Annotated in this window: 25 protein-coding genes; 9 read left to right on the forward strand and 16 right to left on the reverse strand. The window is 65.4% G+C overall.

Features of this window, described 5'->3' with window-relative positions:
• Position 1: 1 nt before the first annotated feature.
• The 8 genes from AB0I14_RS18785 to AB0I14_RS18820 form a co-directional block, all read right to left on the reverse strand.
• Positions 2-430 carry a nuclear transport factor 2 family protein gene (locus tag AB0I14_RS18785; protein WP_358024634.1) on the reverse strand — a complete coding sequence of 143 codons (429 nt, stop codon included), beginning with the start codon at positions 428-430 and terminating at the stop codon, positions 2-4.
• 90 nt (positions 431-520) lie between these two features.
• Entirely contained in the window at positions 521-1654 is a 1134-nt protein-coding gene (locus AB0I14_RS18790) for an NDMA-dependent alcohol dehydrogenase (protein WP_358024637.1), read from the reverse strand.
• A 92-nt stretch (positions 1655-1746) separates the two neighbouring features.
• Complete coding sequence (locus tag AB0I14_RS18795) at positions 1747-2295, reverse strand: nuclear transport factor 2 family protein (protein WP_358024640.1); 549 nt, start codon at positions 2293-2295, stop codon at positions 1747-1749.
• A 2-nt stretch (positions 2296-2297) separates the two neighbouring features.
• Entirely contained in the window at positions 2298-2504 is a 207-nt protein-coding gene (locus AB0I14_RS18800) for a ferredoxin (RefSeq protein WP_311606315.1), read from the reverse strand.
• Between the two features lie 10 nt (positions 2505-2514).
• Positions 2515-3870 (reverse strand): cytochrome P450, encoded by a 1356-nt coding sequence (locus AB0I14_RS18805; protein WP_358024643.1) that lies wholly within the window; start codon positions 3868-3870, stop codon positions 2515-2517.
• Entirely contained in the window at positions 3867-4733 is an 867-nt protein-coding gene (locus AB0I14_RS18810; protein WP_358024646.1) for an SDR family oxidoreductase, read from the reverse strand. Before AB0I14_RS18810 ends, AB0I14_RS18805 begins: the two co-directional genes overlap by 4 nt.
• 26 nt (positions 4734-4759) lie before the next feature.
• Positions 4760-5962 (reverse strand): cytochrome P450, encoded by a 1203-nt coding sequence (locus AB0I14_RS18815; RefSeq protein ID WP_358024649.1) that lies wholly within the window; start codon positions 5960-5962, stop codon positions 4760-4762.
• Positions 5959-6570, reverse strand: coding sequence for a TetR family transcriptional regulator (locus AB0I14_RS18820; protein WP_358024652.1), 612 nt, complete (start codon positions 6568-6570; stop codon positions 5959-5961). Before AB0I14_RS18820 ends, AB0I14_RS18815 begins: the two co-directional genes overlap by 4 nt.
• Before the next feature lie 188 nt (positions 6571-6758).
• Between AB0I14_RS18820 and AB0I14_RS18825 the strand changes: the two genes are divergently transcribed.
• The 5 genes from AB0I14_RS18825 to AB0I14_RS18845 are packed head-to-tail and all read left to right on the forward strand — an operon-like array spanning position 6759 to position 11529.
• Positions 6759-8228 carry an aldehyde dehydrogenase gene (locus AB0I14_RS18825; RefSeq protein ID WP_358024655.1) on the forward strand — a complete coding sequence of 490 codons (1470 nt, stop codon included), beginning with the start codon at positions 6759-6761 and terminating at the stop codon, positions 8226-8228.
• A gap of 21 nt (positions 8229-8249) precedes the next feature.
• A complete protein-coding gene (locus AB0I14_RS18830) occupies positions 8250-9014 on the forward strand; it encodes an SDR family oxidoreductase (RefSeq protein WP_358024658.1) in 765 nt (254 codons plus the stop codon).
• Positions 9011-9859, forward strand: a complete 849-nt coding sequence (locus AB0I14_RS18835) for an NAD(P)-dependent oxidoreductase (protein WP_358024661.1) — start codon at positions 9011-9013, stop codon at positions 9857-9859. The genes AB0I14_RS18830 and AB0I14_RS18835 overlap by 4 nt, the downstream gene beginning before the upstream one ends.
• 10 nt (positions 9860-9869) lie before the next feature.
• Positions 9870-10313 carry a carboxymuconolactone decarboxylase family protein gene (locus tag AB0I14_RS18840; protein ID WP_358024665.1) on the forward strand — a complete coding sequence of 148 codons (444 nt, stop codon included), beginning with the start codon at positions 9870-9872 and terminating at the stop codon, positions 10311-10313.
• Positions 10303-11529, forward strand: coding sequence for a hypothetical protein (locus AB0I14_RS18845; RefSeq protein ID WP_358024668.1), 1227 nt, complete (start codon positions 10303-10305; stop codon positions 11527-11529). Before AB0I14_RS18840 ends, AB0I14_RS18845 begins: the two co-directional genes overlap by 11 nt.
• Here AB0I14_RS18845 and AB0I14_RS18850 read toward each other — a convergent pair.
• From AB0I14_RS18850 to AB0I14_RS18865, 4 genes are all read right to left on the reverse strand, one after another.
• Positions 11468-12013 (reverse strand): hypothetical protein, encoded by a 546-nt coding sequence (locus AB0I14_RS18850; RefSeq protein WP_358024670.1) that lies wholly within the window; start codon positions 12011-12013, stop codon positions 11468-11470. The two genes, AB0I14_RS18845 and AB0I14_RS18850, sit on opposite strands and share 62 nt — an antisense overlap.
• A gap of 14 nt (positions 12014-12027) precedes the next feature.
• The gene (locus AB0I14_RS18855; RefSeq protein WP_358024673.1) at positions 12028-12543 is read right to left on the reverse strand and encodes a sensor domain-containing protein; all 516 of its coding nucleotides are present in this window, start codon (positions 12541-12543) and stop codon (positions 12028-12030) included.
• 355 nt (positions 12544-12898) lie between these two features.
• Positions 12899-13270 carry a hypothetical protein gene (locus AB0I14_RS18860; RefSeq protein ID WP_358024676.1) on the reverse strand — a complete coding sequence of 124 codons (372 nt, stop codon included), beginning with the start codon at positions 13268-13270 and terminating at the stop codon, positions 12899-12901.
• An 88-nt stretch (positions 13271-13358) separates the two neighbouring features.
• On the reverse strand, positions 13359-14591 hold the full coding sequence (locus AB0I14_RS18865; RefSeq protein ID WP_358024678.1) for an EspA/EspE family type VII secretion system effector: 1233 nt from the start codon (positions 14589-14591) through the stop codon (positions 13359-13361).
• Positions 14592-14714: 123 nt separating this feature from the next.
• On the opposite strand from AB0I14_RS18865, the gene AB0I14_RS18870 reads away from it, so the two are divergent.
• A complete protein-coding gene (locus AB0I14_RS18870) occupies positions 14715-15422 on the forward strand; it encodes a M15 family metallopeptidase (RefSeq protein WP_358024681.1) in 708 nt (235 codons plus the stop codon).
• Positions 15423-15436: 14 nt separating this feature from the next.
• On the opposite strand, the gene AB0I14_RS18875 is transcribed toward AB0I14_RS18870, so the two are convergent.
• Complete coding sequence (locus tag AB0I14_RS18875) at positions 15437-16066, reverse strand: TetR/AcrR family transcriptional regulator (RefSeq protein ID WP_358024684.1); 630 nt, start codon at positions 16064-16066, stop codon at positions 15437-15439.
• A gap of 26 nt (positions 16067-16092) precedes the next feature.
• Complete coding sequence (locus tag AB0I14_RS18880) at positions 16093-17328, reverse strand: cytochrome P450 (RefSeq protein WP_358024686.1); 1236 nt, start codon at positions 17326-17328, stop codon at positions 16093-16095.
• Positions 17329-17429: 101 nt separating this feature from the next.
• On the opposite strand from AB0I14_RS18880, the gene purD reads away from it, so the two are divergent.
• Positions 17430-18698, forward strand: coding sequence for a phosphoribosylamine--glycine ligase (purD, locus tag AB0I14_RS18885; protein ID WP_358024689.1), 1269 nt, complete (start codon positions 17430-17432; stop codon positions 18696-18698).
• On the opposite strand, the gene AB0I14_RS18890 is transcribed toward purD, so the two are convergent.
• Positions 18695-19528 (reverse strand): alpha/beta hydrolase-fold protein, encoded by an 834-nt coding sequence (locus tag AB0I14_RS18890; RefSeq protein WP_358024693.1) that lies wholly within the window; start codon positions 19526-19528, stop codon positions 18695-18697. The genes purD and AB0I14_RS18890 overlap by 4 nt on opposite strands.
• A 125-nt stretch (positions 19529-19653) precedes the next feature.
• Between AB0I14_RS18890 and AB0I14_RS18895 the strand changes: the two genes are divergently transcribed.
• On the forward strand, positions 19654-20283 hold the full coding sequence (locus AB0I14_RS18895; RefSeq protein ID WP_358024696.1) for a TetR family transcriptional regulator: 630 nt from the start codon (positions 19654-19656) through the stop codon (positions 20281-20283).
• Between the two features lie 17 nt (positions 20284-20300).
• Complete coding sequence (locus AB0I14_RS18900) at positions 20301-21740, forward strand: APC family permease (protein WP_358024700.1); 1440 nt, start codon at positions 20301-20303, stop codon at positions 21738-21740.
• Here the strand turns inward: AB0I14_RS18900 and relZ are convergent.
• Positions 21737-23452, reverse strand: coding sequence for a bifunctional ribonuclease/(p)ppGpp synthase (relZ, locus tag AB0I14_RS18905; RefSeq protein ID WP_358024703.1), 1716 nt, complete (start codon positions 23450-23452; stop codon positions 21737-21739). The genes AB0I14_RS18900 and relZ overlap by 4 nt on opposite strands.
• Positions 23453-23483: the final 31 nt, after the last annotated feature.

Genomic DNA, 23483 nt, shown 5'->3' on the forward strand with positions numbered 1-23483 from the left:
GTCAGCTCTCGTCCTCCTGCGCGAACACCATGGCGCCGATGTTCCAGTAGCCGCGCAGGTTGGTGATCAGCCCTTCGTCGTTCACCTTGTAGGTGAAGACGCCGCGCACGGTGGCGGTGAACCCGTTGGGAAACTTGGTGCGCAGCACCAGGATGTAGGCGATCTCGCTCGGCGAGCTGGACGGGAACGTCTCCTCGCAGGTGACGGTCAGCTCGTTGGGCCCGATGTTGGTGTCATAGAAAGCGCCGAGGGCTTCCCTACCGCGTACCCCGGTGCCGTCGGGGTTGGTGACGGCCTCACCGATCGGGTCCTCGACCACGACGTCATCGGCCATTAGCGCCAGCCAGCCCTCTCGGTCACCGGCTTGCACGCATTTCCACGACGACCGCGAGGCGACGACGACGGGTGTCTCGGTTTGTGTTTCGGTCACGAAATTCCTCCGTAGATGCCGAAATGGCATTCCAGCAGGTGGTCACTCGACCTTTTCCTGCTGGAATGCCGTTTCGCGCGAGATGGGGATTTAGCGGTCTGCGTCGGTGTAGCGGATGACGCCGCGGATGTTGCGGCCCTCGAGCATGTCGGCGTAGCCGTCGTTGATCTGCTCGAGCTTGTACTGCCGCGTGACCATGTCATCGAGGTTCAACCGGCCGGCCTTGTACATGCTCAGCAGCTGCGGGATGTCGTGGTGCGGGTTGCCTCCACCGAAGATGGTGCCCTGCAGGCGCTTCTGCAGCAGGGTCAGCATCGACAGGTTGAGCTTGACATCATTCTCGGCCATGTTGGCGACTGCGGTGGCCACGACCGTTCCGCCCTTGGCGGTGATGTTCATGTAGTGGTCGATGTCCTCGCCCTTGAGCTCACCGACGGTGACGATCGTCTTGTGCGCCATCCGGCCCTGGGTGACCTCGGCGACCCCGGCCATCGCGGAGAAGATGTCCGGGTAGGCGTGGGTGGCACCGAACTTCAGCGCGTTGTCGCGCTTGAACTCGACCGGGTCGACCGCGAAGACGTTGCGTGCGCCGGCCGCCAACGCGCCCTGCAGCGCGCCGGTGCCGACACCGCCGACTCCGACGATGACGACGTCGTCACCCGGGCGGACGTCACCGCTGCGCACGGCCGAGCCGTAGCCCGTCGTGACGCCGCAGCCCACCAGGCAGGCCACCTCGAACGGGATGGACGGATCGATCTTCACCACCGAGCTCTTGTGCACCACCATGTACGGGCTGAACGTGCCCAGCAGGGTCATCGGGATGACGGGCTGACCGTTCTTGACCGAGTGGATGCGGTACGTGCCGTCGGACACTGCGGTGCCGGCCAGCAGGCCCGCGCCGAGGTCGCACAGGTTGCGCAGACCTTCCTGGCAAGCCGGACACTCACCACACGACGGAATGAACGACAGCACGACGTGGTCGCCGGGCTGGATGTGATCGACGCCCGGGCCGACCTCGGTCACGATGCCGGCGCCTTCGTGGCCGCCGAGCACCGGGAAACCTGCCATCGGGATGTCACCGGTCACCAGGTGGTGGTCGGAATGGCACATGCCCGAGGCTTCCATCTGAATCTTGACCTCGTCCTTGACGGGGTCACCGATCTCGATCTCCTCGATCGTCCACGGTTGGTTGAACTCCCAGATGAGAGCGCCTTTGGTCTTCATCGCGTGTGCCTTCCACTAGAGCCGTTGACCACAGACTAGAGCCATTAGTTGCGTGGGTCACACCCACCCCCAAGCAACTGCTTGGCAAGGAACTACCAGATCTTGACCGGAGCCTTGCCGAGTGGGTAGTAGCCGGGCAACTTCTCCCCGGACAGCGAGCGCTCGATGCGCTTCTGCATCGTGGGGGTGAGGTCGCCGGACTCGATGAGCTTTGCGTAACCCTTCGCAACATGGCCGAAGTCGAAGAAGTCCCGCTGCCACTCGATGAGCAGCTGATCGTTGAGCCGGAACCAGCTGCCGCCGATGCCGTAGATCTCGTCGCTGCTGCCGTCGCTCTTGTTGGCGATCTGCTTCCAGAAGCCGACGATCTCATTCTGCTTCTCGTCGATCAGCACCCGCTGGTACTCGTAGACCCAGTTCTCCAGGCCTTCCATCTCCAGACCCAGTGCCACGTCGCGGATCTCGTCGCGGCCGACGCACATCACGTCTTCCTTGGGCCCGATGTTCCAGCCGTAGGTGGCATCCTCGGTGTAGAAGTCGGCCAGCGGCTTCCAGTCACCGGCCTTCTCGGCATCCTGGTTGGCCTTGAGCCAGCGGTCGGACCACGCTTCCAATTCTTCGCGTTTGGAGGATGAAGTCATTGTCATTCCTTCTCTGTGATGGATAGTGCTTGGGTAGGACACATCTCGACGGCCATCTCGACGGCATCGCGGAGCTCGTCGGGTGGTTCATGATCGAGGATCTCGACGACGCCGCGTTTGGGAACCCGGAACACGTCCGGAGCTTCGAGCTCACACATGGCGTGGCCCTGGCACAGATCCTCGTCGACCTCAACGCGGTAGCAACCCATGGGTGCGCTCCTAAACCCGCTTCCGGTAACGAACCTTGGCCGGCTGGGCCAGCTGCACGACCATCTTGGAGTGGTCGTTCTGGTAGCTCTCCGACGGCTGCGACATCTCGAACTCGTACTCGCGCAGCAGAACCGAGAAGATCGCCTTGATCTGCATCTGTGCAAACGCCGCACCCACGCAGCGGTGCTTGCCGGCGCCGAAGGGGATCCAGGTCCACCGGTTGATCAGATCTTCCTGGCGCGGCTTCTCATAGCGGGCGGGATCGAAGGCATCCGGCTCGGGGAAGTCCTCCGGGATCCGGTTGGAGATCGCCGGGGAGGCCGCCACCATCTGGCCCTTGTGGATCGGATGGCCCGCCACCTCGAACTCGTCCTGTGCGACGCGCATCAGGATGATCAGCGGCGGATGCAGGCGCAGCGTCTCCTTGAGCGAGTTGTCGAGCTTCGGAATCTGGCGCAGCGCATGGAAACTCACCTCCTGACCGTCGGCGTAGAGCTCGTCGAGTTCCTGCTGCACCTGGGTGTACACCTCGGGGTTGCGCAGCAGTTCGATGAGCGTCCACGACGAGGTGCCCGAGCTGGTGTGGTGGCCCGCGAACATCAGCGAGATGAACATCCCGGTGACCTCGTTGGCCGAGAACCGGTGATTGCCTTCCTCGTCCTTGATCGAGACCAGCACGTCGAGCAGGTCGCGATCCTCCTTGCCCTTCGGCGGATTGGCGATCCGGCCGTCCATGATCTCCTGGACCAGCGCAACGAGTTTCACGCGCGACTCGTCGCGGATCCGGAAGCTCTCGATGTCCAGGTAGGGGTCGACGTAGCAGAGCGGGTCGGTGCCCCGCTCCAACTGGTGGTAGTACTCGGCAAACCGGCGATCCAGCTGCTCGCGGAACTTCAGCCCGATCAGGCACGCCGTCGAGGTGTAGATCGTCAGCTCGGAGAAGAAGTCGAGCAGTTCGATCTCGCCCTCGTCGCCCCAGTCGGCGATGATCTTCTTGACCTCGTTCTCGATGGTGGCCGCGTGGCCTTTCATCTGCTCACCACGCAGCGCGGTGTTGTGCAGCATCTCGGCTCGACGCTCGGGGTCGGCGTCGAACACGACTCCCTCACCGAAAATCGGCGTCATGAACGGGTAGGCCTCGGCCTGGTTGAGTTCGCTGTCGCTGGAACGGAAGAAGAACTCGTTGGCCTCGGCGCCGGACAGCAGCACCACCTGCTTGTCGGCGAGCTGGAACCAGCCGACGTCCCCGCACTCGTCACGGATGCGCTGCATCAGCCCGATCGGGTCGGTGCGGAACTCCTCGAGGTGGCCGTGCTCCTCCTCTTCGCCGCCTGAAACGCGTTCAACTTCCTTGAGATCAGTCACTTGCTGCCTTCCCCAGTCGCTTCGCTCCCACCCGCCGAATGTCCCGGCATCCCTTCCTCGCCGAGCGCGAGCTTCTGGCGGTCTTTGATATCGGCGAGCGGAGCTTCGGGCTGAATCTCCAGGTTCGCGATGAACCCGCCCCGGGGGGTCTCGGCGACGAACGTGATGGCACGGGCCAGATCGGCCGCGCGCAGGAAGTAGTCGTGGCGCGCCTGGCCCCACTTGGCCCAATCCTCAAGGGCCGGGCCGATCTTCTCGGCGGACAGGCTCCAGCCCATCGACGTGCGGGTCGGGCCCGGATGCACGATCGAGGCGCGCACGCCGGTGCCCTCCAGCTCCATCTGCAGGTTGGTCACCATGGCGACCAGACCGGCCTTGGCGGCCCCGTAGGCGCCCATGTGCGGACGCTGGCGCAGCGCCACATCGGAGCCGACGAAGATGACGTCGCCGCGGCGGCGCTCGACCATGCCGGGCAGCACCGCGGTCGCCATCCGGTTCGCACCGATCAGATGGATCTGCAGCTGGTCGGCGAATTCGTCGGTGCTCATCTCGTGCAACTTGCCGAAGTTGGTGTCGCCGGCACCGGCCACCAGCAGCTCGATGTCTCCGAGCGCCTCGGTGGCACCGTGCACGAACGACTTGACCGAATCGGCGTCGGTGACGTCGAGCGGCAACGCAATCGCCTCGCCGCCACCGGCTTTGATCTGCTCGACCAACTCTTGGCATTTCTCGACGCGGCGTGCGCCGAGGGCGACCGGGAAGCCGTGCGCGGCCAGTTCGGTCGCCGTGGCGGCGCCGATGCCGGACGACGCGCCGGCGACGATGGCCGGTCGGCGGTCGGGATGGGGTTCGAAACGGGCCATTTAGCGTGCCTTTACTGTGATGGGTTTCAGCGGTGGGACACCGCAATGGGCAGGTGCGCGAATCCGCGGACACTGCTGGAGTGGACGCGGACGGCGTTGGCCTCGTCGACCTCGTATCCGCGGATTCGCTTGAACAACTCGGTCAGCGCCACCCGGGCCTCCATCCGGGCCAGGTGCGCGCCCAGGCAGAAGTGGGCGCCGCTGCCGAAACTCACCAGCTTCGAACCGATGTCGCGGCCGATCTGGTACTTGTCTGGGTTCTCGAAGACGCGCTCGTCGCGGTTGGCCGAACCGGCCAGCAGCACCAGCACGTCGCCGGCCGGGACCGTGGTGTCGTAGAACGTCATGTCCTCGACAACCGCGCGGGCCAGGATCTGGCTCGAGGTGTCGTAGCGCAACGTCTCCTCGATCCACGGTGATATCAGATCGTGGTCGTCGAACACCGGAGCCAGCTGATCGGGGTTCTTGAAGCCCCAATAGGCCGCATTGGCAAGCAGTTTCGTGGTGGTCTCGTTACCTGCCACCACCATCAGGAACAGGAAGGCCATGATCTCGTCGTCGGTGAGCTTGTCGCCGTCGATCTCGGCCTCGACCAGCGCGGAGGTCAGATCGTCGGAGACAGCCTTGCGCCGCTGCTTGACCATGTCGGCGTAGTAGACCAGCAGCTCGCCTGAGGCTGCGATGGCGGACTCGGGAACGTCGGCGACGCCGTCCTCGCGATGCATGACGCCGTCGGCCAGCGCGCGGATGCGCACCCGATCCTCCTCGGGCACACCCATCAACTCGGAGATGACGTCCATCGGCAGCTTGCCCGCGAAGTCGTCGACGTAGTCGAAACTGCTGTTCTGCAACGCCTCGTCCAGGTGCTGCACCGCGATCTCGGTGACCCGGCCCTCCAGCTCACGGATGCGCCGCGGGGTGAAGCCCTTCGAGACCAGGGTGCGCAGCCGCAGGTGGGCCGGATCGTCGAGGGCCAGGAACGACATCACCCGGTGGGCCTCGTCATTGCGTGAGATCGGGTCCAGCGCGACACCGTGCTTGTTGGACAGTGCGACGCTGTTGCGGAAGCCGGCCACCACGTCCTTGTGCCGGGACAGGGCCCAGAACTTGCGTTCGTCGTTGCGGTAGAGCGGGGCTTCGTCGCGCAGCCGCTTGTAATACGGATATGGGTCCTCGTGGAAGTCGTAGTCGTAGGGGTCGAGTATCGGCGCTGCGGTGTGCAAGCTCATCGGCTCTCTCCGAGGATGAGACCCACCGAGTAGGTGAGTCTGTCGGCAATTTGGTGGTACGTGAACGCGCCGGAGCCCGCGTTGACAAGCGCTCCGAAAAACGTCATCTCCAGGGCGGAGACAACACGGGAATCGGCGTCCGGTCCGACCGCGGAACGGATGCGCTTGTGGATCGCGGCGCCGATGCGGTCGCGGACGGTGCGCACGGCGGGGTCGCTGCCACCACCCAGCAGGGCGGTGGTGCAGGCGGCCGCGACCTCGGGCTCGTCGGCGACGACCAGGGTCAACGCACGCAGCGCCGCATCGACGCGGGTGGTCATCGAGTCGTTCACGTCGGTGAAGAACGGAACCTGGCTGACCAGGTCCAGGTACATCTCGGCGATCAGGTGATTCTTCGACGAGAAGTATGTGTAGGCCGTGGCCGGTGCGACCCCGGCGCGTGCGGCGACCGCGCGCACCGTCAGATCGGCATAGGACGATTCGCGCAACATCTCGGTACCCGCGGCCAGGACCTTGCGGAAGGTTTCTTCCTGCCGGCGGTTGCGCGGCGATTCCTTCTCTGGCTCCGGAGTGGGTTCTGTGACTGCGGACACGGCATCGCTGGACACATGTCCAAGTTATCCGACGATGTCGAGGTTGGGCAAGTGCGGATCGAGAAAGACCACGATGAACTGGCTATTTTGATACTGGGTGGGCAGGGGCGGGAGTCGCCCTTGCGGCTCGACAATGTCTGCGGCTATCGTTCGAGACGAGACAGCCGGACAGTTGTCCAGAATTCGTGAAGTGGAGTTCACCAATGCCGGTACTGGCCGATCGCCAGAGTCAACTGCTTATCGACGGCAAGCTCGTCGCCGGGGGTGGCGGCGCATTCGAGACCGTCAACCCCGCCACCGAGGAGGTGCTCGGTGTCGCCGCCGACGCCAACGCCGAAGACATGGGCAATGCCATCGAAGCGGCCCGCCGCGCGTTCGACGACACCGATTGGTCGACGAACCACGCGCTGCGGGTGCGCTGCCTGCGTCAGCTGCGCGACGCGTTGCGCGAAAATGTCGAGGAACTGCGGGAACTGACCATCGCCGAGGTGGGTGCCCCGCGCATGCTCACCGCCGGAGCGCACCTGGAAGGCCCGATCGACGATCTGGCCTTTTCGGCCGATGCCGCCGAGAACTACGAGTGGACAACCGATCTCGGCTACGCCACGCCTCAGGGCATTCCGACCAACCGCAAGATCGCGCGGGAAGGAGTCGGTGTTGTTGGGGCTATTACCCCGTGGAACTTCCCGCACCAGATCAACCTGGCCAAGGTCGGTCCGGCCCTGGCCGCGGGTAACACCTTGATTCTCAAGCCGGCCCCGGATACTCCGTGGGCGGCTGCGGCCATCGGCCAGATCATCGCTGAGCAGACCGATTTCCCGGCCGGCGTGATCAACATCGTTACCTCCAGCGATCACTCGGTGGGTGCGCTGCTGTCCAAAGATCCCCGGGTGGACATGGTTTCGTTCACCGGCTCGACCGCGACCGGACGCGCAGTGATGACCGACGCCGCGCTGACCATCAAGAAGGTGTTCCTGGAGCTCGGCGGCAAGTCGGCGTTCCTGGTGCTCGATGACGCCGACCTGGCCGGGGCGTGCTCGATGTCGGCCTTCACCGTGGCCATGCACGCCGGTCAGGGTTGCGCGATCACCACCCGCCTGGTGGTGCCGCGGGCCCGTTACGACGAGGCAGTGGAGATCGCCGCGGCGACCCTGGGCGGGATCAAGCCGGGCGATCCCAACAGCAAGCGCACCGTCTGCGGGCCGCTGATCTCGGCACGCCAGCGTGACCGGGTGCAGTCCTACCTGGATCTCGCTCTGCAGGAAGGCGGCCGATTCGCCTGCGGCGGTGGACGTCCCGCTGGCCTGGACACCGGGTTCTACATCGAGCCCACGGTGATCGCCGGCCTGGACAACGATGCCCGGGTGGCCCGTGAGGAGATCTTCGGTCCCGTACTGACCGTGATCGCCCACGACGGCGACGACGACGCGGTGCGCATCGCCAACGACTCGCCGTACGGGCTGTCCGGCACGGTGTTCTCCGGTGACGACGAACGCGCCCAGGCCGTGGCCGCACGCATGCGGGTCGGCACCGTCAACGTCAACGGCGGCATCTGGTACTCGGCAGATGCACCGTTCGGCGGTTACAAGCAATCCGGAGTCGGCCGCGAGATGGGCCTGGCCGGCTTCGAGGAGTACACCGAAATCAAGTGCGTCGCGACGCTCGCCAACTAAGACGACTGAGGAGAGGGATTTATGACGAAGTTCGACTCGGATTTCAGGGAAAAGGTGGCCATCGTCACCGGCGCCGGTGGCGGAATCGGCCAGGCCTACGCCGAGGCACTGGCACGTGAGGGTGCGGCGGTCGTGGTCGCCGACATCAACACCGAAGGCGCGCAGAAGGTCGCCGACGGTATCAAGGGTGAGGGCGGCAACGCCCTGGCGGTGCGCGTGGACGTCTCCGACATCGACTCGGCCAAGGACATGGCGGCGCAGACGCTTTCGGAGTTCGGTGGCATCGACTACCTGGTCAACAACGCCGCGATCTTCGGCGGCATGAAGCTCGACTTCCTGCTCACCGTCGACTGGGACTACTACAAGAAGTTCATGAGCGTGAACCTCGACGGCGCCCTGGTGTGCACCCGCGCGGTGTACCGCAAGATGGCCAAGCGTGGCGGCGGCTCGATCGTCAACCAGTCCTCGACCGCGGCCTGGCTGTACGCCAACTACTACGGTCTGGCCAAGGTCGGCATCAACGGCCTCACCCAGCAGCTGTCGCGTGAGCTCGGCGGGCAGAACATCCGCATCAACGCCATCGCGCCCGGCCCGATCGACACCGAGGCCAACCGCACCACCACGCCCAAAGAGATGGTGGACGACATCGTCAAGGGAATCCCGTTGTCGCGCATGGGACAGCCCGAGGATCTGGTCGGCATGTGCCTGTTCCTGCTGAGTGATCAGGCCAAGTGGATCACCGGCCAGATCTTCAACGTCGACGGCGGACAGATCATCCGGTCATGACTCAGCAGCGATACGGCTACATCGGCCTGGGCAACATGGGTGCCCCGATGGCCAAGCGGCTGGCCGAGTGGCCCGGCGGCTTCATCGTGTACGACGTGCGGGCCGACGCGATGGCGCCTTTCGGGGAACTCGGAGGGACGCTGGCAGACAGTGTGGCCGACGTCGCTGATGCCGACATCATCAGCATCACGGTGCTCAACGACGAGCAGGTGCGGTCGGTCGTTGCCGAGCTGGCCTCAAAGGCCAAGCCGGAGACGGTGATCGTCATCCACTCGACGATCAGCGACACCACCGCCGCGGAGCTCGCCGAGCAGTACAAGCCTCAAGGCATCCACATCGTGGACGCCCCGGTCAGCGGCGGCGGCGCGGCCGCCGAGAAGGGCGAGCTGGCCATCATGGTCGGCGCCGATCGGCCCGTCTACGAGCGGATCAAGCCGGCGCTCAAGCAGTTCGGCTCGATGGTGATCCATGCCGGCGAGCCCGGTGCCGGTACCCGGATGAAGCTGGCCCGCAACATGCTGACCTTCACCTCCTACGCCGCGGCGTGTGAGGCGATGAAGCTGGCCGAGGCGGCCGGGCTGGACCTGGGCGCGCTGGGTCGCGTGGTGCGTCACACCGATGCGCTGACCAGTGGGCCGGGTGCGATCATCGTGCGCGAGAACATGTCCGAGCTGGCCCCGGACCACTGGCTCTATGACGCGTTCACCCACACCCGCGGGTTGGGCGAGAAGGATCTCAGCCTGGCCCTCGGCTTGGGTGAGGCTGTGGGCGTTGATCTTCCGTTGGCGCAGGTGGCCCTGCAGAGGTTGGCAGACGGCCTCGGCGTACCACACAAGAACGATTAGGAGCACTTCGATGGACGAGTTGCGGGCCAAGGGCCTGGCCAAGATGAACGAGGTCTACGGCTGGGAGATGCCGAACATCGAAGGGGATCCGTACTTCGATCTCACCGTCGACCACCTGTTCGGCACCATCTGGAGCAAGCCCGGACTGTCGATGCGCGAGAAGCGGTTGATGACATTGTCGGCGGTTACGGCGGTTGGTTCGCAGGACCTCGCTGAGATCCAGGTCAATGCCGCGCTGCTCAACGGTGAGTTCACCGAGGAAGAGCTCAAGGACGTGGCCATCTTCCTCACCCAGTACCTCGGCTTCCCGCTCGGGTCGGGGCTCAACGGCGCGGTGTCCAAGGTGGTGGCCAAGCGGCGCAAGGCCGCCGAGAAGGGGCTTGACGAGGACCGGCGCGCCAACGTGAACGCCGCCGTCAAGATGAACACCGGGAGCGAGCTCGATGACAAGTAGATATGGCTCGCTGACCCACGATGAGCTGGTCAAGCTGGTACCCGAGCTGCTGCTCATGGGGCAGATGATCGACCGCTCCGGGATGGCCTGGTGCATTAGCAATTTCGGCCGCGAAGAGATGCTGCAGATCGCGATCGAGGAGTGGGCCGGGTCCAGCCCGATCTACACCCGGCGGATGCAGAAGGCGCTCAAGTACGAGGGCGTCGACATCATCACCATCTTCAAGGGGTTGCAACTCGACATCGGCGCTCCGCCACAGTTCATGGATTTCCGCTACACCGTTCATGATCGCTGGCACGGTGAGTTCCACCTCGATCACTGCGGCGCGCTGCTCGACGTCGAGCCGATGGGCGAGGAATACGTGCGCGGCATGTGCCACGACATCGAGGACCCGACCTTCGACGCCACCGCACTCGCCACCAACCGCAAGTGCCAGGTGCGTCCGATTCATCGGCCGCCCCGTACGCCGGCGGACCGGCAGCCGCACTGTGCCTGGACGGTCATCATCGACGAGTCATATCCGGAGGTCGACGACATCCCGGCACTCGATGTGATCGGCCGGACCCGGGCCGCTCAGACGGTTTTGGACCCGATCGACCCCTCCGGTGAGGGAGCGTCCGACTACTCGGGGCCGCTCCTGTCGGACTTCGACTTCGCGGCGTTCTCGCATTCGGCGCTGGTCCGGATGGCCGACGAGGTGTGCCTGCAGATGCACCTGCTGAACCTGTCGTTCATTCTCGCGGTGGGTAAGCGGGCCGGCACCGATACCGCGCTCGCCACCGATATCTGCACCAAGCAGCTGATCGGTGTGGCGGGGGTCGGCGCCGAACGTATCCACCGGGCGCTGGGCCTGCCCGGCGGCATCGAAGGTGCGGTGCGCGTGCTGGAACTGCATCCGTTGCTCAACCCGGCCGCCTACGTCGCCGCCGAGTTCGGTCCCGACACGGTGTCCGTGCGTCGCTCACCGGCGCACGAGGACGGCTCCTGGGTGGCGCTGGTCTCACCAACCGAGACCCGGCCCCTGCAGGCCATCGTCGCCGCCGTCGACCCGCACCTTTCCGTCGAGGTTCTCGGATCGGATGCGGAGTGGACCGCCCGGGTGATCGAAACCGAGACCGCGGCAAAGGAATTCGGTGAGGTCGCGGTGGTGAAATTCAGCGGCGGGGCAGAGTTCGTGTTCGAGCCACGGAAGTCCTTGCCGCTGACTGTGGTGTGATGCGTACGTGCCCGGCAACGGGTATCGAGCCGGCAGGTGCAGTCAGCATCAGATACCCGTTGCCCCCAGGCTCGACAATCACGTCACCCGGGAAACTCACTCGGTGCCCGTCGCTCCGTAGGTAGTCTCCAGGGACCCCGGCGGCTTTGACCGGCTTGCCGTTGTTCTCGAAAACCAGCAGGCTGGCTTGCGAGTCGTAGGAGCTGCTCTTGATGACCGGAGCGCCCACGGCCTCTTCGATGGACTCGCGACTGGTGTATTCGTGGAAGAGATGCACCTCGTCCCATTCCCAGCTGGTGAACTCGCTGAGTCTGGCCGACCTCTTCTCATGCAATAGACCTGCCAGGCCATCGTTGAGCTGTTGATCGTTGTAGTCGATATCCATCGACGGCCTGATCGCCTGCGTGACGACGTCGCAGCTGGTCATGGAGAGGCACAGAAACAACGAGATGAGTACGGCTCGCACCGCTCTGACAATGGTCATTCCGCCGGCACCCGCTACCGCTGCGCATCTTCGAGAGCGTCGAGTACCTCCAGCCCGACCCGCTCGCTGTCGGGTAGGCCGAGCGCGCTCGAGTTGATCAATTTGGTACCCGTGAGCCGGTATCCGTTGTGGGCCCCGGCTGCGTCTTCGCTGTTGAGCAGCAAGGTGTTTGGGTCGGGAGCCTCCGCTGAGCGGCGGTAATAGGCGGTTCCCGTCGACGTGCAGCCGGGCACCGCCGCGGTGAGCCGGTCGAACGCTGCCTGCGCTGCCGCCGAGTCGGGGTAAGCGGCAACCGCTTGGCGCACGTCGGCCATGATCGGGAGCACCGGTGTGTCCAGGTCTGCGCTGTAACCGACGGTGCGGAACTGCGTCCAGTCGGTGCCGTACACCGTGGGCGGGTCGAACACCGCGCGACATGCCGCCGGTGTGTCCGGGACCGTCGAAGGTGTGGTGGCGTCCAGTTCCGGGACTTCGTGGAATCCGGCAACCCCGGAGATGCTTCGGACTTCGTCGACGGAAAGCACATTCACCTCAGCAGTTTTCGGGTTCGGGGACCGCGTTGCAGAAGTCGGTGAGTTCGTGGCGCAGGACGACGCCACCAACCCGAAACAGCAGGTGGCTGCCGCCAAGGCGCGGGCCCCGGCATCTGTCGCCGACATCTGCTCGCCCCTTCTGCTCGCGGACTGCTGGGCTCAGTCTAAGTGTGAACAGAAGTCCGCGAGTGCAGCAGTTTTGGCGACATTCGGGCATTCGAAACTGTGGTGCCGCAGGCCAAATCACCGTGGAACTACACTCGCCACCCAACCAGCGCTTCGTTGGCATGTGGTCATCGATATCCCCAGGGGGGTAGCGGTTCTCGGCGCACTCGGCTCCTGGAGAGAAGGGTTACCCGGCAGGTGCAGTGACGATCAGGTACCCACCACCTTGTGGATCCAGCATCGCATCTACGGGGAAAGTGACACGGTGATCATCGCCCCGTAGATAGTCACCGGGAATGCCGATGGCTTTGACCGGCTTCCCGTTGTCCTCGAAGACCAGGAGGCTGGCCTTGGACTGAAAGAAGTCACTTTTGATGACGGGCGCCCCGACTGTTTCCTCGATGAACTCTCGATCGGTGTACTCGTGGAACAGATGAACTTCGTCCCAGTCCCACGAGGTGAAGTCGCTGAGTTTGCCTGTCGTGTTGGAGTCGACCAGTCTTGCCAGCCCCTTGTTCATGCGCTGGTCGTTGTAGTCGACATCCATTGATTGCCTCATCACTTGACCTATCAACTCACAACTGCTCAGAAGACAGCACAGCATCAACGCAACAAGTGCGATGCGCGTCCTCGCGAACCCGGCCAACCTAGTACCCTCCCGCGGATGTTCCATAGCCTCCTGGCTGGCCAGGGTCGTACACCCCTCCGGGGCCAGCGCCAGTAGGGTTCGGCGCCTGCCCGGGGATGGTGGACGTTGACGTTACGCCGGCCCCACCTTCTGGCACGGTGTTGCTCCAGGCGAGCTTCTCACCGCCACTGTTCGGCGCCACTACGACGGTGTCGCCCCCTCTCACTGCCTGCTCGACCATGTCTGCGAGCTGTGCCGGCGTGGCTTTCGGGTTGGCCGCCGCGATATCTCGACCGACTTGGTTGTTGTACAGGTCCATGGCCTCCGCAGTTGATGGGTTGCCCGGTAGGCGCTCGTGGGCAGTTGCGAAGTCCCGAGTCCAGTCCTCGCCGAATCTCTGTGTCATCAGAGCGTTCCAGTACGCATGCCGGAATGCGTCAGTGTGGTTGTCGGCCGTGTCGTTGGCGCCGTTCTGTGGCGGGAAGCGAACTTTGGCCTCAGCCTCCGCTGCTTTCTTGGCTTGGTTCATGTCCCAAAGATCCGCAGCGTTGAGGTTGCCTAGTATTCGAGCCTCGGTCGCCGTTACGTGCATCGGTTCGGTAGCCATGTTGTAAGGCCATCCTGGCTCCCAGTCGAGTGCGCCGCCAGGATCCTCGTCAACCTGGTATTTGCGCTTGATCTCGTCTAGTGGATCGACAGGTGGAGGATCCCCCTGGGGAAGGTCGCCCACTCCTGCTGGCGTCCCTTCTTTCGAGTCCTTCTCACCTGCGATCGCACCGTATTCCTTGCCGATGTCCTCGATGCGGCGACCGATGTCACCCATCTCTCCGGTCGATTGCTTGATGACGTCGCTGATCTGGCCGATGCCCTTGCTGGCGAGGATCACCCGCATGATCTCGCCGGTCTTGCCGGGTGGGATCGACGCGTCCATGCTGCTTACCCAGTTCTGGGTTTGTTCGAGATTCTGCCGACCGGCGCTGACCACCTCGGCCGCTCGGCTCACTTCAGCAGCCATGCGCTGATCGAGATCCGCGAGCTTGCCGTAGACAGCCGCGTGTTCGGCGTTCTTGGTGGCGTAGGCCTGGGAGGCCGTGCCCTGCCAGCGGTCGTCGGGCGCTGCTGACTCGATGGTCGATTGCATCTCGCGGAGACGCCCGCTGCCGTCGAACTCATCACCCGTCTTGGGCGCACCCTCACCGAACGTGGTGCGTGCCTGCGACCACGTCGTGTAGAACGCGTCGAGTGCCCCCATGCTTCACCGCCCCGGCTGAATCCAGGTCTCAAGTCTAAATCCCGGCAAACCCCACCTCGGGCGCCAATTTTCCGAGGCCAGGGCCGACCGCCGGCCTCCAGTTCCGCGATCTAGAGTCGCGGGGTGGGCATCGCAACGGTCCGCGCATGTGCCCTGGTGGTGGGTCTGCTCACGGGGTGCACGGCGGCGTGCGCCGGTGGTGCGCCGGATTCGGTCACGGCGCCGAGGACTCCCATCACCTTCGCGCAGACTCCGCCGCCCGGTTCGGTGGCGCAGCAACCGGCGCGCGTGCAGCCGGTGGACGTGGCCGCGCTGGGTGCCAGCTGGCGACCGGGATGCCCGGTACCGCCCGCGGACCTCCGCCGAATCACCCTGTCTTATCTCGGTTTTGACGGCAGGTCGCACCGCGGTGAGCTGGTGGTACACCGTGATGCGGTCAGCGACGTGATTGGGATATTCGGGGAGCTCTACTCGGCCCGATTCCCGATCGAGAAGATGCGCACGGTGGACCACTATCCGCGCGCCGACGACGAGCTGTCCATGGAGGACAACAACACGTCGGCGTTCAATTGCCGGCCGTTGCGGAGCGGATCGTGGTCGCTGCACGCCTACGGCCGTGCAGTCGACGTCAATCCTCTGATCAACCCGTACATCTCGGCCTCCGGCGACCTGCAGCCGGTCACGGCGCGGGCGTACCTGGACCGCACCCGCACCGATCAGCGGATGATCCGCGACGGTGATGTGGTGGTGCGGACTTTCGCCGAGCGCGGCTGGCGGTGGGGTGGGCATTGGCATGACCCGATCGACTACCAGCATTTCGAACGACGTTGACGTGCTGAACCCGTCTAAATCCCGGCGGACGGCCTTTCGGACGCCAATTTGCCGGCCACGACGGCCGAGCCGACCCACCGGCGCAGGTAGCTGCGTAGCGCCTCGCCGGTGCGGGGAGGCCGACCCGGGTCGATGACGAAGGACTGGATGATCCGCAGGAGGTGCTCGGCGAGCTCATCGAGGTCGGCGTCGGTGTAGCCGATCGCGGCCCAGTCGACGTCGAGCATGCGCATCATCGTCCGGGCAAAGTCGACCGCCACATCCGAGGTCACCGATTGGGTGTGCGCGGTCGCACGCCCAGGAGCTACGAGCAAACCGATGTGCTTGTCCTCTGGCAGCCATTCCAGGGCGACGGCGATCGATTCGGTGACGGCCTCCACCGGATCGGTGGTGCCTTTGACGTGGGCGGCCACCCGGTCCTGGAAAGCGCTGGCCGCTTGCACCGCGGATGCCACCAGCAAGGCATCGGTGCTCGGGAAATAGCGGTACACGGTCTGGCGGGTGACGCCGAGGGTGCGTGCCACGTCGGCGATGGAGAAGTCGGCGCCTCGCTCATCGATGGCGTTGCCCGCGGCGACGAGGATGCGGGCAATCGCCTCCTCGTCGCTGGCCGGCGCCGAGCCGGACCACCCGTGCGTTCGCATGGGCGAATCCTAAAACAACGAGCTGATCACCCGCGGTAGGAGACCGGCAGGTCCTTGACGCCGTTGATCCATCCCGACCGGAGGCGTTGGGGCTCGCCCAGTTTCGCGATGTCGGGGATCTGATCCGCGATCTCGTTGAAGATCAGCTTGATCTCCATCCGCGCGAGGTTCGCGCCGATGCAGAAATGCGCGCCGTTGCCGCCGAAGGCCAGGTGCGGGTTGGGGTTGCGCAGGATGTTGAATTCGAAGGGCTTGTCGAAGACCTCTTCGTCGTAGTTGGCCGAGCTGTAGAACAGGCCGACGCGCTGTCCGGCCTTGACCGTGACATCGCCCACCTGGATGTCGGACAGGGCGGTCCGCTGGAAGCAGTGCACCGGCGTGGCCCAGCGGATGATCTCGTCGACGGCGGTCTCCGGGCGTTCCCGCTTGAAAAGCTCCCACTGGTCCGGGTTTTCGAGGAAGGCGTTCATACCGTGGGTCATGGCGTTGCGGGTGGTCTCGTTGCCGGCCACGGCGAGCAGGATCACGAAGAACGCGAACTCCACCTCGGTGATCGCCTCACCATCGATGTCGGCCTGGATGAGACGCGTCACGATGTCGTCGGCCGGGCACTTCCGGCGCTCCTCGGCCATGTTGTAGGCGTAGCCCATCAATTCCGCATTGGCCATCGTCGGATCGGCGTCGAAGTCCGGGTCGTCGGTGTTCATGATCGCGTTGGTCCAGTGGAACAACTTCTCCCGGTCTTCCTCGGGTACGCCGATCAGATCGGCGATGGCCTGCAGCGGCAGGCCCATCGCGACGTCGTCCACGAAGTTTCCGCTGTCCTTCTCGGCGGCGGACGCGACGATCTCGCGCGCGGCGACGGCGAGCCTCTCCTCCAACGCGGCCACGGCCCGCGGGGTGAACAGTCGGGAGACGATCTTGCGCAGCCGGGTGTGCTCGGGAGCGTCGTGATTGATCAGCAGCGCCTTGGTCAGGTCCAGCTGCTCGCTGGTCACGCCCTCGGGCAGCCGCATAACGGCGCCCTTGGCGTTGGTGGACCACAGGTCGCCGCCATTACGGGAGATGGCCTTGATGTCCTCGTGGCGGGTCACCACCCAGTAGCCGCCGTCGTTGAAGATCGACTCGCCCTGCTCGTTCCACCACACCGGGGCGGTCTTGCGCAGTTGGGCGAACTCCTCGACCGGGATTCCGCGGAGCAGGACGTCGGGATCGGTGAAGTCGTAGCCCGCGCCGAACGGGCAGGCGCTCATGGTTGTCATGCCGGGGTCATCTCCTTGTGTGACGGCGGGCACATTCCTTAGTTCGACCATACACCGTGGCGTCAAGTGTATGCCCGTAGGTTTCCCGCTACGCTACGACCGTGCGCGTCCTCGTTATCGGATCCGGTGCCCGTGAACACGCCCTGCTGCTGGCCCTGCGCCGCGACCCGCAGGTGGAGGAGTTGGCGGTGGCCCCCGGCAACGCCGGGACCCAATCCCTTGCCGACCAGTACGACGTCGACATCACCTCCGGCGAGGCCGTGGTGAAGTTGGCCCAGCGCCTCGGCAGCGACCTGGTGGTGATCGGCCCCGAGGTTCCGCTGGTGCTCGGTGTGGCCGACGCCGTGCGGGCCGCCGGGATCGCCTGCTTCGGTGCGAGCAAGGACGCCGCCCGCATCGAGGGCTCCAAGGCCTTCGCGAAGGACGTCATGGCCGCGGCCGGGGTGCGGACCGCGAGCAGTGAGATCGTCGACAACCCGGCCCACCTGGACGCCGCGCTGGACCGCTTCGGTCCGCCCGCCGGCCAGGCTGCCTGGGTGGTCAAGGACGACGGCCTGGCCGCCGGTAAGGGCGTGGTGGTCAGCGCCGATCGCGACGCCGCCCGCGCGCATGCCGCCAGCCTGCTCGACTCGGGGCACCCGGTGCTGCTGGAATCGTTCCTGGACGGTCCCGAGGTGTCGCTGTTCTGCGTGGTTGACGGCGCCACGGTCGTGCCACTGCTACCCGCCCAGGACTTCAAGCGGGTCGGTGACGGAGACACCGGACCCAACACCGGCGGCATGGGCGCCTACGCCCCGCTGCCCTGGCTGCCGGAATCGGTGAAGAACCAGATCGTCGACGACGTCGTCAAACCCGTTGCGGCAGAACTGGTTGCCCGTGGCAGCTCATTCTCGGGCCTGCTCTACGCCGGCCTGGCGATCACCTCGAACGGTCCTGCGGTGGTGGAGTTCAACTGCCGCTTCGGCGACCCGGAGACGCAATCGGTTCTGGCCCTGCTGGATTCGCCGCTGGGGCAGCTGCTGAACGCCGCGGCCACCGGCGAGCTCGCCTCCTTCGGTGATCTGCAGTGGCGCGACGGCTACGCCGTGACTGTTGTGGTGGCCGCGGAGAACTACCCGGGCCGGCCGCGCGTCGGCGACGTCATCCACGGATCGGAAGCCGACGGTGTGCTGCATGCCGGCACCGCGCGCCGCGAGGACGGGGCGGTGGTGTCCTCGGGTGGCCGGGTGCTCTCGGTGGTCGGCACCGGACCGGACCTGCCCGCCGCACGCGACGCGGCATACTCACTCGCCAAGTCGATCCGGTTGCCGGGCAGCCACTTCCGCAGTGATATCGGGCTGGGCGCCGCGGAAGGCCGCATCACCCTTTAGGCGACGAGCAGCGGGGCCATCCAGGAGATCTCGGCGGGCAGCTGCGAACTCCAGAAGCTGCCGTCGTGCCCACCGGGGGAGAAGCCGCCGGCCGGCGGATTGGGCAGTTCAGAGATGAACTGCTTGGTGGCCGAATAGAACGGATCACTGTTGCCGCAGTCGATCCGGATCGGGATCGATCCCAGTGCGGGCTGGCTCCAGACACTGTTGGCGGCGTAGTCCGCTGCGCTGTCGAACGCCCCGGGAGCTGCGGCACCCGAGGACGTCCACAGCGCGGGGCTGACGGCACAGATCGCCGCGGTGCGGGCAGGTCCCAGACGCGAACCCAGCAGCAGTGCGCCGTAGCCGCCCATCGACCAGCCGAGGAACCCCACCCGCGAGGTGTCCAGGCCCTGCTCTCCGAGTATCGGGATCAGCTCGTCGAGCACCATCGCGCCCGAGTCCTCACCGGACGCGCGCTTGTGCCAGTAACTTCCACCACCGTCGACGGCGACCACCGCGAATGGCGGCAGCCCGGCGGCCACGGCCTCGGCCAGGCCCTGCTCGACTCCGCCGGCCATCACACCGGCGGCATCCTGACCTTTGCCGTGCAGGGCGATGACGGGACGGAGTTTGCCGGTTTGGCCGGGTGGGCGCGCGATGGCCCAGCTGGTGTTCGCCCCGCCGCGTGCGGCCGAGGTGAACGAGCCGCTCGCCATCGTGGGGGCTGCGACGGGGCTGGCCGGGGAAACAGGGGCGGAGGCGAGGGCCATGGCGCCGGCGGCGCCGGCGGCCGCACCGACGCCGAGGCGCAAGACTGCGCGACGGCTCAAGTTGGGCATGCGGGCCATCTTGCCATCGCCCGACAAAGGCACCGGCCAGTGGCATTCTCGCGGCATTGCCGACGCGCTAAAAAACCTGAGTAAAGCCTGATGATTGACCGAAAGCTCCATGTGGAGGGGGTCTGACTGGCACCATGCTAATGGTGACGGCAGCGGTCACCCCTAAAGGGGAGCGTCGGCGGTACGCCCTCGTCAGGGCGGCCGCTGAATTGCTCTGTGAGGGCGGTTTCGACGCCGTCCGGCACCGTGCCGTGGCGCGCCGGGCGGGCCTCCCGCTGGCCTCGACGACGTACTACTTCTCGTCGCTGGACGACCTCATCGCGAAGGCCGTCGAATACATCGGAACCCAGGAAGCCGAACAACTCACCGCCGGTGTGGCGGCGCTTTCGCGGCGCCGCCGGGGGGCCGAATCGACCGCCGACGTCCTTGTCGACTTGTTGCTCGGGGAATCGCCGGAACGGCGCGGCACCGAGGAGTTGATCTCCCGCTACGAGCGCTACATCGCCTGCGCCCGGCAACCCGGCTTACGCGACATCCAGCGCCGCATCCTGCAACAGCGCACCGACGCCGTCGTCGAGGTGGTGGAACGCTCGGGCCGTTCGGTGCGAGCTGAACTGGTCACCGCCCTGGTGTGCGCCGTCGACGGAGCTGTTGTGGCATCGTTGGGCGACGAAGGGGAGGGGCCCAGAGCCAGCGCCAGGGCCACGTTGATCGACGTCATCGACGTATTGGCGCCCGTCGACGAGCGGGCGGTACGCGTCTGACCGGTGAAGGAGGGGGAATGTCGCAACCCGCGACCGCGGCGCAGCCACAACTCAAGCGGGTGATGGGACCGGGCCTGCTACTGCTGTTCGTCGTCGGCGACATCCTCGGCACCGGCGTATATGCATTGACGGGGCAGGTCGCCAAGGAAGTCGGCGGCGCCGCCTGGCTTCCCTTCCTGGCAGCGTTCCTGATCGCCACCATCACCGCATTCAGCTATCTCGAGCTGGTCACCAAGTATCCGCAAGCGGCCGGTGCAGCGCTCTACGCGCACAAGGCATTTGGGATCCAGTTCGTCACCTTCCTGGTCGCGTTCGTGGTGATGTGTTCCGGAATCACCTCGGCCTCAACGGCTTCGCGATTCTTCGCGGCAAGCTTCTTCAAGGGCCTCGAGGTCAACTTCGACTACACGCCGAGCTGGGAAAAGCTCGGCATCATCGTGCTTGCACTGTTCTTCATGGCCATGATCGCCGCGGTGAACCTGCGCGGGGTCAGCGAAAGCGTCAAGCTCAACGTCTTTCTCACCTTCGTCGAGATCACCGGCCTTCTGCTGGTGATCCTGGTCGGGTTGTGGGCGTTCACCGGCGGCAGTGCCGCAGTGGACTTCTCCCGGGTCGTCGCATTCGAGACGCCCGACGGCAAGAACGCGTTCCTGGCCGTCACCGCGGCCACGTCGCTGGCGTTCTTCGCGATGGTGGGTTTCGAGGACTCGGTCAACATGGCCGAGGAGACGAAGGACCCGGTGCGGATCTTCCCGAAGGTGTTGTTGTCCGGGCTGGGCATCGCCGGCCTGGTCTACGTGTTGATCTCGATCATCTCGGTGGCACTGGTCCCGGTCGGGACACTGGCTGCCAGCAAGTCCCCGTTGGTCGAGGTGGTCCATGCGGGCGCACCCGGACTGCCGATCGACAACATCCTGCCGTTCATCTCGATGTTCGCGGTGTCCAACACCGCGCTGATCAACATGCTGATGGCCAGCCGCCTGATCTACGGCATGTCACGCCAGCACGTGCTGCCCCCGGTACTGGGTGTGGTCCATCCGCGTCGGCATACCCCTTGGGTCGCAATCATGTTCACCACGCTCATCGCGTTCGGTCTGATCTTCTACGTGTCGACCTTCGCCAGCGAGGACGCCATCGCGCTACTGGGCGGCACCACGTCATTGCTGCTGCTCGCGGTGTTCGCCATGGTCAACGTGGCGGTCCTGGTGCTGCGCCGCGATGTCCGAAAAGAGGGCGGGCATTTCAAGACTCCGACCGGCTTGCCCGTCGTCGGCTTCGTCGCCTCGCTGTATCTGGTGTTGCCCACCTCGGGACGGCCGTCCGAGCAGTACATCCTGGCCCTGGCGCTTGTCGCCACCGGAATCGTCCTGTTCGGCGTCACCATGGTGATCAACCGGCAACTCGGCATTCGGGGGGCCGGCATCACCGACCCCACTCATCTCGGCGACGCGCCCTAGGATTCGGTGCGCAGTTTCGCAATCCGGTTCTGCAGCAATGCGACCCGGTGCGCATTGCCGTCCAGCCCGAGGTAGCGGTCATCGAACACCGCCAACAACGCGTCATCGAGGCGACGCACCGCGCCGGGTGGATACCGGTAATCCATGAGCCGGTTGATCTCGTCGGTGTCCACCGAATCCAGAACGCCCGTAAGTGCTTCCAACGTGGTGATGCCCAGCTCAAGCAGCAGCCCCGAGATCCAGCTGTAGTGGTCCGTGCGCGACCAGCCGGCGTCGGCGAAACGGTTGCCCAGATAGGTGGCCAGCACCGGGGTGGCGATGCGTGAATCTGACGAGAACTTGGTGCCCTCCTCGTCGGACATGGTGAGCCGCAGCCGTTCCCGGATCTCGGTGAACTCGCGGTCGGCCAGTTCGAGCAGGCCGGCGGCCAACGTGAACCGACGGTCCAGTTCGCTGACATGTTCGGCAGGTATCGAACCCTTGTATCGCACGTCGTGCTCGAATTCGGCCCACGCGTGCTGCAGCACGGTACGGACCTGGATGGACGCCGGATGCTGCTCACCTTCCAACCCGATCAACAGGTGCCGGCTCGCGTACCCCCAGCGGCCCTGCCGGGCGGTCTGCAGCCCCATGTCCTGGTCGTCGAGCAGCCGCATCTCCTCGGCCAGCAGATTGGCCACCGCATCGACATCCTCACGCAGATAGGTGATGACGCGCAGGCCCACCTGATCGGTGATCTCCACCAGCGGATCGCTGTACATCGGGGTGCCGTCGGCCGCACGGCGGCTGGCTTTCTCGGCGAACGAATCGACACTCTTGGTGCGCGCCGTGATGCTCAGGTAGTTGATGCCCGCCTCGTCGAGCAGCCCGGTGACCAGCTTGAGGTACTGCTCGGTGGCAGCCACCAGGTCCGGGCGCTTGGAAGCGTATTCAGCGACCGCCGTCGAAGGTGCCGTCTCGCGCACCGGGGCGGGCCGCGGCCGGGGGAGCCGATCGGGGGACAGGGACGGGGTGACGATGTAACCCGACGCGAAGTCGCCGTAGATCGTCACGTCCTCGGGCCGGTGGTACCAGTACAGCGCGATATAGGCGCAAAGCAAGGCGTCGACCGGGTCCTCGTCACGGTCGAGCTGGCCCGGCCGGGTGGCCGCCTCGATCCGCTTGCGCAGTTCGACCCAGCTGACATTGCGGTTCGCCCGCAGCCTCGGCGTCGCCGTGTCGAGCTCCTCGATGAACGTCATCAACCTGAGCAGTTCACGCTGCCGGTCCCCGAACGCGCCGCGCTTGTACTTGAGCGTTTTGTCGAGGCCGAACAGCACGACGCTCGCCGGATGCGGATACACCTCGATCGCGCGCCGATTCGACGGCGACGACGGATCCATGTCCAGGCCCAGTGCCGACGCGATACGCGCGCCGCGCGGATGCTTGAACTCGGGGCGCTCGGTGAACGCCGGGCGCGCCCCGGCGTCGAACCGCTGGAAGTCCCGGTTGAGATCCCGCTCGCACGGCCGGTGACCCGTCGGGTTCTTCACGATGAGTGGCGCATCGATGGCAACCAGACAGTCGCCGCTGATGTAGGGCTCGATCGCCGCCCCTATGTCGTCGTCGTCCTGCGCCACGCCCACGTGAAGGACCCGGCCACTGGAGTCGATGACAGCGACACCCGTCTGATTCTTCTCGCCCCACGCGAGGTCGAGCCCGACGAAGTACATCCGTCCACTGTCTCATTGGTACCCCGGCCCG

Origin of the sequence: Mycobacterium sp. NPDC050441, from assembly GCF_040655355.1 — a bacterium.
GTDB lineage: Bacteria > Actinomycetota > Actinomycetes > Mycobacteriales > Mycobacteriaceae > Mycobacterium.